Source organism: Microbacterium sp. PMB16 (assembly GCF_051294855.1).
Taxonomy (GTDB): Bacteria; Actinomycetota; Actinomycetes; order Actinomycetales; family Microbacteriaceae; genus Microbacterium.
The window spans coordinates 3,918,217-3,932,656 of sequence record NZ_CP145908.1; the positions used below are offsets into that span (position 1 = coordinate 3,918,217).

13 protein-coding genes are annotated in these 14,440 nt (G+C 69.3%); 7 read left to right on the forward strand and 6 right to left on the reverse strand.

Features of this window, described 5'->3' with window-relative positions; translation table 11 throughout:
* Positions 1–105: 105 nt before the first annotated feature.
* Positions 106–1,695 carry an acyl-CoA carboxylase subunit beta gene (locus V5D55_RS18860; RefSeq protein ID WP_435746054.1) on the forward strand — a complete coding sequence of 530 codons (1,590 nt, stop codon included), beginning with the start codon at positions 106–108 and terminating at the stop codon, positions 1,693–1,695.
* Positions 1,692–1,934, forward strand: coding sequence for an acyl-CoA carboxylase subunit epsilon (locus V5D55_RS18865; RefSeq protein ID WP_435746056.1), 243 nt, complete (start codon positions 1,692–1,694; stop codon positions 1,932–1,934). Before V5D55_RS18860 ends, V5D55_RS18865 begins: the two co-directional genes overlap by 4 nt.
* An 18-nt stretch (positions 1,935–1,952) precedes the next feature.
* Here the strand turns inward: V5D55_RS18865 and V5D55_RS18870 are convergent, their stop codons facing one another.
* The 5 genes from V5D55_RS18870 to V5D55_RS18890 all read right to left on the reverse strand — a co-directional run bounded on the left by V5D55_RS18870 (position 1,953) and on the right by V5D55_RS18890 (position 7,596).
* Positions 1,953–3,152, reverse strand: a complete 1,200-nt coding sequence (locus V5D55_RS18870) for an ROK family transcriptional regulator (RefSeq protein WP_435749345.1) — start codon at positions 3,150–3,152, stop codon at positions 1,953–1,955.
* A gap of 253 nt (positions 3,153–3,405) precedes the next feature.
* A complete protein-coding gene (locus V5D55_RS18875; protein ID WP_435746057.1) occupies positions 3,406–4,413 on the reverse strand; it encodes a hypothetical protein in 1,008 nt (335 codons plus the stop codon).
* On the reverse strand, positions 4,413–5,645 hold the full coding sequence (locus V5D55_RS18880) for an ATP-binding protein (RefSeq protein WP_435746059.1): 1,233 nt from the start codon (positions 5,643–5,645) through the stop codon (positions 4,413–4,415). The genes V5D55_RS18875 and V5D55_RS18880 overlap by 1 nt, the downstream gene beginning before the upstream one ends.
* Positions 5,635–6,294 carry a response regulator gene (locus V5D55_RS18885; RefSeq protein ID WP_435746061.1) on the reverse strand — a complete coding sequence of 220 codons (660 nt, stop codon included), beginning with the start codon at positions 6,292–6,294 and terminating at the stop codon, positions 5,635–5,637. Before V5D55_RS18885 ends, V5D55_RS18880 begins: the two co-directional genes overlap by 11 nt.
* 42 nt (positions 6,295–6,336) lie before the next feature.
* Positions 6,337–7,596 (reverse strand): class I SAM-dependent RNA methyltransferase, encoded by a 1,260-nt coding sequence (locus V5D55_RS18890; RefSeq protein ID WP_435746063.1) that lies wholly within the window; start codon positions 7,594–7,596, stop codon positions 6,337–6,339.
* 23 nt (positions 7,597–7,619) lie between these two features.
* Here V5D55_RS18890 and V5D55_RS18895 point away from each other — a divergent pair, with 23 nt between their 5' ends.
* Complete coding sequence (locus V5D55_RS18895; protein WP_435749346.1) at positions 7,620–8,258, forward strand: Maf family protein; 639 nt, start codon at positions 7,620–7,622, stop codon at positions 8,256–8,258.
* Between the two features lie 78 nt (positions 8,259–8,336).
* On the forward strand, positions 8,337–10,103 hold the full coding sequence (locus tag V5D55_RS18900) for an acetyl/propionyl/methylcrotonyl-CoA carboxylase subunit alpha (protein ID WP_435746065.1): 1,767 nt from the start codon (positions 8,337–8,339) through the stop codon (positions 10,101–10,103).
* Positions 10,104–10,159: 56 nt separating this feature from the next.
* On the opposite strand, the gene V5D55_RS18905 is transcribed toward V5D55_RS18900, so the two are convergent.
* A complete protein-coding gene (locus V5D55_RS18905; protein ID WP_435746067.1) occupies positions 10,160–11,608 on the reverse strand; it encodes an NAD(P)H-quinone dehydrogenase in 1,449 nt (482 codons plus the stop codon).
* Positions 11,609–11,656: 48 nt separating this feature from the next.
* Between V5D55_RS18905 and V5D55_RS18910 the strand changes: the two genes are divergently transcribed.
* From V5D55_RS18910 to V5D55_RS18920, 3 genes are read left to right on the forward strand one after another with little or no spacing between them, the layout of a single operon-like run.
* Positions 11,657–12,490 (forward strand): purine-nucleoside phosphorylase, encoded by an 834-nt coding sequence (locus V5D55_RS18910; RefSeq protein ID WP_435746069.1) that lies wholly within the window; start codon positions 11,657–11,659, stop codon positions 12,488–12,490.
* A complete protein-coding gene (locus V5D55_RS18915; protein ID WP_435746071.1) occupies positions 12,487–14,172 on the forward strand; it encodes a phospho-sugar mutase in 1,686 nt (561 codons plus the stop codon). Before V5D55_RS18910 ends, V5D55_RS18915 begins: the two co-directional genes overlap by 4 nt.
* A 2-nt stretch (positions 14,173–14,174) precedes the next feature.
* Entirely contained in the window at positions 14,175–14,438 is a 264-nt protein-coding gene (locus tag V5D55_RS18920) for an HPr family phosphocarrier protein (protein ID WP_435746073.1), read from the forward strand.
* The last annotated feature ends 2 nt before the right edge of the window (positions 14,439–14,440 follow it).

The window sequence follows — 14,440 nt, forward strand, 5'->3', positions numbered from 1 at the left end:
TCATGAAATGAGACGAGACAACGTCGGAAAAGGTTCAAAGGATCCGACGACCCGTTGTGCCGAGCATCCAACGGTCACCGCCGAGCCGACGCTAGGGTGGAATCCGTGACGGACAAGCCCGACCTCTATACCACCGCCGGCAAGATCGCGGATCTGCGCGCTCGCTACACCGAGGCCGTCGTCGACGCCGAGGAGAAGGCGAAGCAGAAGCAGCACGCCAAGGGCAAGATGACCGCCCGCGAGCGCATCGAGCTCCTCGTCGACCCCGGCAGCTTCGTCGAGTTCGATGAGTATGTCCGCCACCGCACCACCGCGTTCGGCATGGATCGCTCCCGCCCCTACGGCGACTCGGTCGTCACCGGCGTCGGCACCATCCACGGCCGCACGGTCGCCGTCTACTCGCAGGACTTCTCGACCTTCGGCGGCTCGCTCGGCGAAGTGGCCGGCGAGAAGATCATCAAGATCATGGAGTTCGCACTGGCCGGCGGGATGCCGTGCATCGGTATCCTCGACTCGGGCGGCGCGCGCATCCAGGAGGGCGTCGTCGCGCTCGGCAAGTACGGCGAGATCTTCCGCCTCAACACACGAGCCTCCGGGGTCATCCCGCAGATCTCGATCATCATGGGCCCGGCAGCGGGTGGGGCCGTGTACTCCCCCGCCCTGACGGACTTCGTCATCATGGTCGACAAGACGAGCCAGATGTTCGTGACCGGCCCCGACGTCATCAAGACCGTCACCGGCGAGGACGTCGGCATGGAAGAGCTCGGCGGCGCGTACACCCACAACACGCGGTCCGGCGTCGCGCACTACCTCGCGGAGGACGAGGACGACGCGATCGACTATGCGCGCACGCTCCTCGGGTTCCTCCCCGACAACAACATGGCGGAGCTGCCGACGTACGAGACCACGTTCGAGTTCGAGACGACGGATGCCGATCGCAGCCTGAACACGATCGTCCCGGACTCCGCCAACCAGCCGTACGACATCAAGACGGTGATCGAGCATGTCGTCGATCAGGGCGACTTCCTCGAGGTCCAGCCGCTGTTCGCCCCGAACATCGTGATCGGCTTCGGTCGTGTCGAGGGCCGCACCGTCGGCATCATCGCGAACCAGCCGTCGCAGATGGCGGGCACGCTGAACATCCAGGCCGGCGAGAAGGCCAGCCGGTTCGTGCGCTTCTGCGACGCCTTCTCGATCCCGATCGTCACCCTCGTCGATGTGCCCGGCTACCTGCCCGGCACCGACCAGGAGTGGGAGGGCGTCATCCGTCGCGGTGCCAAGCTGCTCTACGCCTACGCCGAGGCCACCGTGCCTCTGGTGACGGTCATCCTCCGCAAGGCCTACGGCGGCGCGTACATCGTGATGGGCTCCAAGCAGCTCGGCGCTGACGTCAACCTCGCGTGGCCGACCGCCGAGATCGCCGTGATGGGTGGTCAGGGCGCGGTCAACATCCTCTACCGCGGCGAGATCAAGAAGGCCGAGGAGGCCGGGGAAGACGTCGCCGCCGTGCGTACCCGCCTCGCCAACGAGTACACGTACGACGTGGCATCGCCTTTCCTCGCCGCCGAGCGCGGCGAGCTCGACGGCATCATCGAACCGGCCAACACCCGCGTCTCGATCGCCAAGGCACTGCGCGCCCTTCGCGGCAAGCGGGCAGAGCTGCCCCCGAAGAAGCACGGGAACATCCCGCTGTGACCGAGCAGAACACGTCTTCCGAGCGTCCCGAAGAGTTGCCGGTGACGCTGGAGATCGCGCGCGGAACGGCGACCGAGGAAGAACTCGCCGCTCTGATCGCCGTGATCAGCGACGCGTACGCCTCGGAGGCGGCGGAAGCCGTCGCTGACGAGCCCACCGTGTCGGCCTGGTCTCGGACGCAGCGTCCGCTTCGCAGGCCGCTGCGACGCGACATCCCCTGGGGACGCTTCTCCGGCTGAGGCTGACCGCAGCCGCGATCAGCCTTCCAGCAACAGGTCGGCCGTCCGCGGGCTCAGCACCGAGTCCAGCACCACGCACGCCGCACCGACCGCCCCGACGTCGTCGCCGACCACGGTGCCGTCGACCGGGAGCGCACGGACCGCGCGCGTCGCGCTGAGGCGATCGAGCCGATCCGGGATCTCCTTCAGATACACCTCGGCGAGACGGGACCAGAAGGGTCCGCCGAACACCACGCGATCCACGTCGAGCATGTTCGTCAGCACGGCGGTGAGCACGGCCATGTGCTCGGCTGCCTGCCGCAGCACCCGGATCGCCGGCTCGTCACCGGCGGCAGCACGCTCGCACAGCTGGGTGAAGCGCACCTCGACCGCCTCGACGTCGCTCACCTCGCGGTCATCCGGGAACACACCGGCGCGCTCCGCCTGCTCGACGATCGCCTGCGGCGTGCAGACGACCTCGACGCACCCGCGGGAGCCGCACACGCAGGAAGGGCCGTCGGGATCGACCACGATGTGCCCGACCTCGCCGAGGTTCCGCGTGCTGCCGTGCACGGCTTCGCCGTCCCTCGCGAGGGCCGCGCCGATTCCCGTGCCGAGATAGATGAACACGAAGGAGTCATCCGACGGCCCGAGACGCGTCCAGAGTTCACCGACAGCCGCAGCCGTCGTGTCCTTCTCGAGCGTCACAGCGAACCCCGTCGCCTCCGCGAGAACCGCGCGAAGGGGCACCCGGTGCCACCCGAGCAGCTTCGGAGGGTCGATCACCGTGCCCTTCTCCGGATCGAGCGGGCCCGGAGCGGCCACACCGATTCCTGCGATCCGCGAGCGATCCACGCCGGCGGAGCCGATCAGCGCATCGATCGTCTTCACCATCGCCTCGACGATGCGGCGCGGGTCCTTCGTCGGAGTGCGCACGGTCATCCGGCGGACGACCGCCCCCGCGAGATCGAGCAGCACGAACGTCATGACGGCGGGGTCGAGGTGGACACCGATCGAGAAGCGGCTCTCCGAGATCAGACGCAGTGTGACGCGGGGCTTTCCCGGACCGTTGATCGTGCGACCGGCCTCGCGGATGAGGGAGTCGTCGAGGAGCCGTCGTGTGATGTTGGTGACCGTCTGCGCAGACAGGCCCGTCGCGTCGACGAGTTCGATCCTGCTGAGGCCCTCCCCCGAGCGCCGGATGGCCTCGAGGATCACAGACTGATTGAAGTCGCCCATACGCGGGAGATTGGTACCGCGGCGCATTCCCATGGTCCAATACTCCCTCATCGCGTCCGGATCCGTGTCCCCCAAAATACCTACAGACAAGACTTGATCGATCGATCAGACTAAGGGAGACGCTTCGCGTTCGGCTGGTCTCTCTGTCCAGGGTAGACAGACGCTGATCGGCCACCAGCGGACGGTTTTCGGGTAACTGTCCGCATGGCGAGGGGTAGGCGGCTCAGCCGCCACCCCTCGCCCACTCTCACTTTCAGGCGCTGGGTCCCTCGCGCGGGATCTCGTGCCATAGCTCGACGGAATCGTCGTCGCCGGATGAGCGCGATCCTGCTCGCCCGACCACGGTCACCGCGACCTGGGGATCCTTCGCCGAGCGGATGATGAGCCGCCCCGTCTCGGCGCTGGTCAACGTGACAGCGAGCTCATCACGGATCTCCACCCGACGTTCCTCGTCCACACCGTCGAGTCCGCCTTCGTCGAACACGGTGACGATCACTCCGCGTCGCCGTGCGGCCTCGATCGCATCGCGCACCGCGTCGTTGAGCAGGTCGGCCCCGCGAAGCTCGTCGCGGAGGCGTCCTTCCGCGAGCCGAGCCTCCAGTCGTTCCTGCTCGTCGAGCACACCGCGCGACGCGACGACGCGACTCAGCACGGGACCGGCCACCGCCAACGCGAACTGGGTACGCAGCCGCCGCTCGCGCTGGCGCACCAGCTGGGTGGCGTGCCAGGCGGAGACCGCCTGCTGGATCTCCGCCAACCGCTCGGTGTCGCGCACCGCCCGATCCCAGAACATCACCAGCAGCTGCGCGATGACGACCCACATGATCGACCCGACGAGTCCGAGGTTCAGCGCCACCCCGATGCCGAGGTAGGCCGCCGCCGTCACGACGAGCAGCGCCAGGGTCAGCCAGCCGATCAACGACCGCCGCCGGACGACGCAGACGACCGCGAGCAGTCCGAGTCCGCCGATGTACCAGGTGGCGAACGGCTCGGTGCGGTCTGCCGCGTCGAGGGAGAGGGTGACCAGCACGGGGATCAGCGCGCTCGTCACGAGTGCGAGCAGGGCCGTCCACATCGGCATCCGCAGCGAAGCGGAGTCCCCCAGGATCGCCACGTTGATGACGACGAGGTACAGCCCGATCGCCAGGACCATCAGCAGCGGGGCGGTCGGCTGCTCGATCCACCACACGCCGCGCGCGGCGAAGTACATGGCGAAACCCACCGCGAGGGACGTGGCGACACTGCGTACGGTGCGATTCATCAGCGCGCCCACCCCAGCGTGACCGTCGTGCCGTTCTCGTCGGAATCGATCTGGGCGGTGCCGGCCACGCCCGCCATCCGAGCGAAGATCGACGCCCGAATACCCAGACGATCTTCGCCGATCGTCGCGACGTCGAATCCCGGCCCGGCGTCGGAGACGGTCACGCGGATGCCTTCGTCGCCGTGACCCTCGACCACGATGTGCATTCCTCGCCCGTGCGCATGGGTCACCGCGTTGCCGATCGCCTGCCTGGCTGCCAGAACGAGCGCACGCGCCGCCCTGCCCGGGATGAGGCCGAGCCCGCCGCGCTCCTCGACGATCGCGTCGGCGCCGACCTCGGACAGCGAGCGACGCAGTTCCGCGACGATCTGCGTGGTGCCGACCGGCTCGTCGCTGCCCTCCTGGACGGCGGGCGCCTCGGTGTTCGCGAGACGGGTGAGCGCCTCGCGGGCCATGGTGACGGCGAGCTCGCGGGCGCGATCGCCGTCGGCACGCTCTCCGGCGATCAGCGCCGCCAGCACGCTGTCGTGCATCAGGGCGGACATCGCCACGCGCTCCTCCTCGGCCGCTGCGGCGGCGGCAGCAGAGGCATACGACGAGACCGCCTGCCCTCTCGCCTCATCCACGCCGGCGGCGACGGAGCGGAACATCCAGCCGAGCGAGACGATGACGACACCGAGGATGAGGGTGAACGACACGTCGAACGCGGTCGTCACCCAGAACTCGCGAGAGAAACCGCCCTGCACCAGCCGCACGTAGCCGTAGACGAAAGGCATCCCGAAAGCCCAGGCGAACTGGATCCGCACAGGGAAGGCGAGCATGGCGGCGACGACCCCGACGTTCACGAGGAAGAAGATCCATGGTTGGGCGTCGGCGCCCTTGTCAGTCGGATCGACGACGATCGGCCAGGCGGCGAGCGCGATCACATAGGTGACGGCGAAGATCCCGCAGGCCACCCGGACGCCTCGTCCGATGAGACAGGCCAGCAGCATGGCGGCGAGCGGTGCGAACACCACGACGACGGTCCCGATGTGCGCGACGTCGTCCCACGAGGTGGCGCCGACGGCCGCGATCAGAGCTTGTGCGCCGAGCGCGGCGGAGCCGATCGCCACGACGATCGCGAGGATCCGCTCCATGCGCTTTCCGGTGAAGCGCTCGAACTCCGTCTCCGCCGTGCCGGGAGAGGGGATCTTGCTCCACGCATCGCGGATGCTGAGCGGGTCAACCGGCACTCGCCGCCCCGTCTGTCGCGACGATCCCGTCCTCCATGGCCCTGCGGAGGAGGTCGACCTTGGTCGGCGCGGGACGGCCGACCTCGACGTATTTGACCCGGATGCGGGTGATGTTCTCCTTCGCGGTGGAATACGCCACCCCGAGTCGCTCGGCGACCGCCTTCAGCGGCAGACCGGCCGCGTAGAGCCGCAGCACCTCGCGCTCTCGCGACGAGAGCTGCGCGTCGGCGAAAGCGCGGTCTCCGTCGACGGCGCTGGCCCACTCGACGTTGTTCAACGCATCGCCCTGCGCCACAGTGCGGATCGCGTCGAGGACGTCATCGAGGGCGGAGGACTTGCTGACCACTCCGGCCGCGCCTGCGGAGAGAGCTTCTCGCACCGCCGCCGGACGGTCGGCGACGCTGTGGATCACCACGCACGCGCCATCTCCGACGAGCGATCTGACGTTCTCGGTCACGGTGGTTCCGTCGCCCAAGGTGAGGTCGAGAACGACGACATCGGCGGGTGCAGCGCTGGTCGCGGACCGCCATTCGAGGTACGAACCGACGGTGCTGCCGGAGAAGACGACGGACTGCGAGTCGCGCGCGCAGGCGGCCTCGAGGCCCAGGCGAACGGACTCGTGATCGTCGATGAGTGCGACCGTGCTCATCCGTCCAGCCTAGTGAGTCCGTCGCAGCCGCCGACCCCTGGCCTACCGGGTGAGCAGCGCCACGACCTCGAAGTGGTGCGAATGCGGGAACAGATCGAAGCCTCGGAGCGTCCCGACGTTCCAGCCCAGACTGCGGAATGTTCCGAGGTCTCGGGCCAGCGCGACCGGGTCGCAGGCGACGTAGGCGATCGCCTCGGGGGAAAGCGCATGCACGGCTTCCACGACGGCCCTGCCGGCACCCGCACGCGGCGGGTCCAACACGATCGCCCCGGTGCCGGTGCGACCGGAGGCGCCCTGCAGGAAGCGGTCGACGCGCGCCGTGACGGCCGTCACATCGAGGGGCGAGAGGTTCGCGGCGGCATGCTGAGTCGCCCGCTTGTTCGACTCGACGGTGACGATGTCGGTGCCGCCGAGGTCTGCCAGCGTCGCCGCGAACAGCCCCACGCCACCGTAGAGGTCGTAGTGGGTGGAGTCGGGCTCGACATGACCGTCGAGCACGCCGTACACCGCGGCATCCAGCACGGATGCCGCGCGCGGATGCACCTGCCAGAAGCCGCCGACGTCGACCTGGAATCGGCGGTCTCCGACCTGCTCGTAGACGACCTCGGGCTCCTCACGCCGCCCGCCGCGCTGCGCCGGACGCACGCCGTCCTCGTGGCGGATCACCCGGACCTCGCCGTCGGCGGGTTCGATGAGTTCGATCCGTCCCGCCCCGCCGCCGCGCAACCCGAGGGCGGCATCGGCGACGGCGTGGCGCGCAAGCGGATGCGATGCCACCGGGACGACCCGGTGGCTGCGCGCCGCGTAGGGTCCGATGCGGCCCTGGTCATCGACATGCAGCGTCACTCGCGTGCGCCAGCCGGTGCCGTCCCCCGACTCGACGGCCTCGATCTCGGGAGCCTCGAGTCCGGGGCCGGCGAAACGGTCGAGCGCTTCGGTGAGGACCTGTCGCTTCAGGGTGCGCTGGTGCGTCAGCTCGATGTGACCGAGGTCAGCGCCGCCGGGGCGATCGGCCGGATCGCGCGACACGTCCGCCTCGGACCAGATGTGCGGACTCCGATGCGGCGACGCCTCGAGCACCTCCACGGTCTCGGCTCGCCAGAAGCTGCGGGTGTCGGCGGGTCCGGGCGCCGGCTGCTTTCCTGAACCGGTCGAAGGGTCGATCAGGCGTGCGCGGACGCGTTCGCCGGGGATGGCATCCGACACGAACACCACCCGGCCTTCGTGGCGGGCGATGAACGTGCCCCCGTGTGCGATGCCGGTGATGTCGAGCTCGAGCACGTCGGCTGGGGAAGAAGTCATCCTTCGAGGATACGGTGGTGCACATGCGCGTCTGCCTCGCCTCCACCTCTCCCGCCCGACTGATGCTGCTGCGGCAGGCCGGCATCGAGCCGCTCACGATGTCGCCCGACGTCGATGAAGACGCGGTCGCCGCCGCGGCCGCCGCGGAACGGGGGGCGGAACTCCTGCCGGGAGAGCTGGTCCTGCTGCTGGCGCGGGCCAAGGCGGCCGATGTCGCGCGGAGGCTGGCCGAAGACGGCGAGTTCGACGGCCTGGTCATCGGCGGAGACTCGATGTTCGCGCTCGGAGGCCGCGTCTACGGCAAGCCGTACACGCCCGAGGAGGCGACTCGCCGCTGGCACGAGATGCGCGGCGCGACCGGCATCCTGCACTCCGGGCACTCGGTGTTCCGGGTCTCGCCGGGCGTCGCCCCGGTCGAGGCGACGGCGGTCGCCGCGGCATCCGTATCGTTCGCCGACGACATCGACGATGCGGAGATCGCCGCGTACGTCGCATCCGGGGAGCCGCTGCACGTGGCCGGCGCCTTCACCGTCGACAGCCTCGGCGGGGCGTTCATCACCCGCGTGGATGGCGATCCCTCCACCGTCGTCGGCATGTCCCTGTCGACCGTTCGCCGACTTGCCGGCGAGCTCGGCGTGCGATGGACCGATCTCTGGTCGTAGAGTCCCGTCGACGTTTCCGCCTCTTTCTTGTGGAGGGTCGTCAAAGAGAACGGGGGCGTTCTCGCTAGGCTGGCAACCATGCCTGCTATCGCCAAGGTGCTCATCGCCAACCGCGGCGAGATCGCCGTCCGCATCATCCGTGCCGCCCGGGACTCCGGGATCGCCTCCGTCGCCGTCTACGCCGACCAGGACCGCGATGCGCTGCACACGCGGCTCGCCGACGAGGCGTTCGCGCTCGGCGGGTCGACCAGCGCCGAGACCTACCTGCAGATCGAGAAGATCCTCTCCATCGCCCGCCGCGCCGGCGCCGATGCCGTACACCCCGGCTACGGCTTCCTGGCGGAGAACGCCGAGTTCGCGCGCGCCATCATCGGCGCAGGGATGACCTGGATCGGTCCGTCACCCGAGGCGATCGAAGCCCTCGGTGACAAGGTGACCGCGCGTCACGTGGCGGAGAAGGTCGGCGCACCGCTGGCACCGGGCACGCCCGGCCCGGTCGAGACGGCCGACGAGGTCGTCGCGTTCGCGCAGGAGTTCGGGCTCCCGATCGCCATCAAGGCCGCGTACGGCGGTGGCGGCCGCGGCCTCAAGGTCGCTCGCGAACTCGACGAGGTCGCCGAGATGTTCGAGTCGGCCACCCGCGAGGCGGTCGCCGCCTTCGGTCGCGGCGAGTGCTTCGTCGAGAAGTACCTCGACAAGCCGCGGCACGTCGAGACCCAGTGCCTGGCGGATGCCGCCGGAAACGTCGTCGTGATCTCCACGCGCGACTGCTCGCTGCAGCGCCGCCACCAGAAGCTCGTCGAAGAGGCGCCTGCGCCATTCCTCACCACCGAGCAGAACGATCTTCTCTACTCGGCATCCAAGGCCATCCTCAAGGAGGTCGGCTATGTCGGTGCCGGAACGTGCGAGTTCCTGATCGGCGCCGACGGCACCGTCTCCTTCCTCGAGGTGAACACCCGCCTGCAGGTCGAGCACCCGGTGTCCGAAGAAGTCACCGGCATCGACCTGGTGCGCGAGCAGTTCCGCATCGCCGCCGGCGGCACCATCGACTACGACGACCCGACGCCGCAGGGACACTCGATCGAGTTCCGCATCAACGGCGAGGACCCGGGCCGTGGGTTCCTCCCCCAGCCCGGCCCCATCCACGTGTTCAAGACCTTCGGCGGTCCCGGCATCCGTCTCGACTCGGGCGTGACCGCCGGAGATTCGGTCTCCGGCGCGTTCGATTCGCTGCTGGCCAAGATCATCGTCACCGGCAAGGACCGTGCAGAGGCGCTGGAGCGCTCGCGTCGCGCCCTCGACGAGTTCGAGGTGGCGGGGCTGCCCACCGTCCTCCCCTTCCATCGCAAGGTGGTGCGCGATCCCGCGTTCACGGCCGAGAACGGCGAGTTCGGCATCTTCACGCGCTGGATCGAGACCGAGTTCGAGAACGACATCCCCGCCTGGGACGGCGAGCTCGAGTCGCCGTCCGAGGGCGGCTCGCGCCACACCGTGGTCGTCGAGGTCTCCGGCAAGCGCCTCGAGGTGAGCCTCCCCGATCGGGTGGCGGTCGCGGCCGGTACCGCCGGTCGTCCTGCCGCTGTTCCGCCGTCGCGCCGCAGTCACGCCACCGTCGCCAACGCCGGTGCATCCGGTGATGCGGTGAAGTCGCCCATGCAGGCGACGGTCGTCAAGATCGCTGTCGAGGAAGGCCAGCAGGTCGTCAAGGGCGATCTCGTCGTCGTGCTCGAGGCGATGAAGATGGAGCAGCCGCTGCAGGCGCACAAGGACGGCGTCGTCGGCAACATCAACGCGTCCGCCGGCACGACGGTGTCCGCAGGCCACCAGCTGCTCACGATCAGCTGACCAACGGATACGAGAAAGGGCGCCCCACCATGGTGGGGCGCCCTTTCTCGTCGGCGTCAGGAGATGTAGCCCAGGTGCATCGCGCGGCTGGCATCGGTGATGCTGCTCGACAGCGACGGGTACGCCGCGAAGACGCGCGAGACCTGATCCACCGTGAGCCGCCGCTCGACGGCGACCGCGATCGGGTAGATGAGCTCGGAGGCCTTCGGTGCCACGATCACGCCGCCGATCACCGTTCCCGAGCCCTTGCGCGCGATGATCTTCACGAAGCCGTCCTTGATGCCCATCATCTTCGCGCGCGGGTTGGCGGCGAGGGGCAGCTTGTAGACCAGGCCGTCCGCGATGCCGTCCTCGACATCCTTCTCGGAGTAGCCGACCGTGGCGATCTCGGGCGCGGTGAAGATGTTGGAGGTGATCTTGATCAGTTCGAGCGGGATCACGATGTCGCCCAGGGCATGGAACACCGCGGTGCGTCCCTGCATGGAGGCGACGGACGCGAGGGGGAAGAAGTTCGTGCAGTCGCCGACCGCGTAGATGTTCGGCACGGAGGTGCGCGCGACCTTGTTCACCCGCACATGGCCCGACTCGTTGAGCTCGACGCCGGCCTCCTCGAGTCCGATCCCCGCGGTGTTGGGGATGGAGCCGACGGCCATCAGGCAGTGACTGCCCTCGACGGTGCGACCGTCGGACAGGGTGACCGTGACGCCCTCCTTCGTGGCCTGCACCTTGTCGGCACGCGACTTGGAGAGCACGGTCATGCCGCCGCGCTTGAAGACCTTCTCCAGGACGTGAGCGGCATCCTTGTCCTCGCCGGGGAGCACCTGGTCGCGGCTGGAGATGAGCGTGACCTTCGCGCCCAGGTTCATGTAGGCGGAGGCGAACTCGGCGCCGGTGACGCCCGATCCGACCACGATGAGGTGCTCGGGGAGCGCCTTCATGTCGTACAGCTGCGTCCAGGTGAGGATGCGCTTGCCGTCCGGCTTCGCGGAATCGAGCTCGCGCGGTGAGGCCCCGACGGCCACGATGATCGTGTCGGCCTCCACCCGGTCGAAGTCGGTGCCGTCCTGCCCGGTGGAGACGATGATCGCCGTGGCGCCCTCCAGGCGGCCGTGGCCGGACAGGATGCGCACCCCCGCGTCGAGCAGCGTGGCGCGCATGTCCTCGGACTGCTGACCGGCGAGCGCGACGAGGCGCTTGTTCACCGCGGCGAGGTTGATCGCGATCTCCGGCTTGAGAGGCTTGCCGTTGTCGCCCTTGGCGTAGAAGTTCACTCCGAGGTCACTCGCCTCCGAGATCGCGACAGCGGCATCGGCCGTCGCGATCAGGCTCTTCGAGGGCACGACGTCTGTCAGAACGGCGGCTCCTCCGACCCCGACCCGCTCGATCAGCGTCACCTCGGCTCCGAGCTGGGCGGCCGCAAGGGCCGCCTCGTATCCGCCGGGTCCGCCGCCGAGGACGGCGACGCGCTGAGTGCGCTCGAAAGGGGTGGAAGTCATGGAACCCATTCTTCCGCAATCCTGGCACCGCGGCCTGCACCTTCCTAGAGTGGATCCATGCCCGAAATCCACAGCAACCCTCTCGACGACCCGACAGCGAACCCATTCGAGGTCGCAGAACAGGCCGCCGCCGACATCGCGCGCCTGACCGGCGTCGAGCACCACGACATCGCCCTCACCCTCGGCAGCGGCTGGGGCAAGGCCGCCGACATCATCGGTGAGACCGTCGCGACCATCCCCGCCACCGAGGTGACCGGATTCTCGAAGCCCGCCCTGGAGGGGCACGTCGGCACCCTCCGCAGCATCCGCACGCCCGGCGGGAAGAACGTGCTCGTGATCGGTGCGCGCACGCACTACTACGAGGATCACGGCGTGCGCCGCGTCGTGCACAGCGTCCGCACCGCTGCTGCCACCGGAGCCAAGATCATGGTGCTCACGAACGGCGCCGGCGGCATCCGCGAGACCTGGAAGCCCGGGCAGCCGGTCTTGATCAGCGACCACATCAACCTGACCGCGGACTCGCCGCTCGAGGGAGCGACCTTCATCGACCTGACCGATCTGTACGCGAAGCGTCTGCGCGACGTCGCCCGTTCGATCGACCCGACCCTCGACGAGGGCGTGTACACGCAGTTCCGCGGCCCGCACTACGAGACCCCGGCGGAGGTGCAGATGGCGAAGCACATCGGCGGCCACATCGTCGGCATGTCCACCGCCCTCGAGGCCATCGCGGCGCGCGAGGCGGGCATGGAGATCCTCGGCTTCTCGCTCATCACGAACCTCGCCGCCGGCATCCAGACGACGCCGCTCAGCCACGCCGAGGTGATCGAGGCCGGCCGCGAGGCGGAGCCTGTGATCTCCGCGCTCCTGGCCAAGGTGGTCGAGGCCCTGTGAGCGACGAGCGTGCGACGGGAGAACTGCTCGCGACGGCCCGCGCCTGGCTTCGGCAGGACCCCGATCACGAGACCCGCGACGAGCTCGCCGGGCTCATCACTCGCGCCGCCGGGGGCGACGAGGCGGCGAGCGCCGACCTCGACGACCGGTTCCGGACGCGCCTCGCCTTCGGCACGGCCGGCCTGCGCGGCGAACTCGGCGCCGGAAGCAACCGGATGAACCGCGTGCTGGTCTCCCAGGCGGCCGCCGGGTTCGCGGCGTACCTCCGGGAGAAGTCGCAGGGCGGCGTGCCCACGGTCGTGATCGGCTACGACGGTCGCCGTAACTCCCGCGTGTTCGCGACCGACTCGGCCGAGCTGTTCGCCGGCGCCGGGCTGCGGGCCATCCTGCTCCCCCGTCTGCTGCCGACGCCCGTCCTCGCCTTCGCCGTGCGGCAGCTGGGTGCGGATGCCGGGGTGATGGTGACCGCGAGCCACAACCCGCCCAACGACAACGGCTACAAGGTGTACCTCGGCGGGGCCGACCACGGATCGCAGATCGTCGCGCCGGCGGATGCCGAGATCGCCGCGCACATCCAGCGCATCGCCGACACCGCCGATGTGTCTGCGCTCCCCCGTTCGACCGACTACGAGACCGCCGGCGAGGACATCGTCACGGCCTACGTGACGGCGACCGCTGCCGTGGCGCCGGCCCCGGCAGGCGCCTCCGCGCTGCGCTGGGTCTACACGGCGATGCACGGGGTGGGCTGGGAGACGCTCTCGAGCATCCTCACGACGGCCGGTTACCCGCAGCCCGTCGTCGTCGACGAGCAGCTGAAGCCCGACGCCACATTCCGCACGGTCTCGTTCCCGAATCCCGAGGAGCCGGGAGCGATGGACCTGTCCTTCGCCACCGCGCGTCGCGCGAAAGCCGACTTCATCCTGGCCAACGACCCCGACGCCGACCGCCTGGCTCTCGCGATCCCCGACGAGTCCGCTGAAGACGGATGGCGTCGCCTGACCGGCAACGAGGTCGGGCTCCTGCTGGGTGCGAGGGCGGCGAGAGCAGCCGCTGGAACGCCCGGCGCATCGCTCGCGTGCTCACTGGTGTCGTCACCGGGGCTCGGTGCCGTCGCCGCGCATCACGGACTGGCCTTCCACGAGACTCTGACGGGGTTCAAATGGATCTCCCGCGCCCCGGGCCTGGTCTTCGGCTTCGAGGAGGCCCTCGGCTACCTGGTCAACCCCGAGACCGTCCGCGACAAGGACGGCATCTCCGCCGCGATCGCCATCCTCGGTCTCGCCGCCGAGGCACATGACCGCGGCGCCACGCTCGCCGATCTGCTGGCGGAACTCGGCGAGACCTACGGCTACTTCGCCAGCGGCCAGGTGTCGGTGCGCGTCGACGACCTCGCCGTCATCGGGAACGTCATGCTGGCGCTCCGCACCCTGCCTCCGACGCAGATCGCCGGACGCGCGATCACCTCCGCCGAGGATCTGCTGCACGGTGCCCCCGGGCAACCGTCGGGCGACGTGCTGCGCTATCGACTGAGCGACGGCTCCCGTGTCATCGTGCGCCCCAGCGGCACCGAGCCGAAGCTCAAGGTCTACATCGATGCCCGCGCCGAATCCGCCGAGGGTGCGCGGACGGCCGTCGCCGAACTCGAAGCCGGTGTCCGGGCGCTGCTGGACGAGCGTTCCTGATCGTGCCGGTCCGACGGGTGGTGGTCAGCGCGCACAACGGCGTGCACGCGCGTCCGGTGGCCGAACTCGTGCGCCTCGCGCAGTCGCACGGGTCGCCCATCACGCTCCGCACGGCCGACGGCACCAGTGTCGACCTGAGCAGCGTCCTCGCGGTGATGGACCTCGCGATCGCCCCGGGAGACGCGGTCGTGATCGAGACGAGAGAATCGGATGCCGCCGACAGGGTGCTCGCGCAGCTCGCCGAGGTGCTCGACCCGCGCGGCTGATC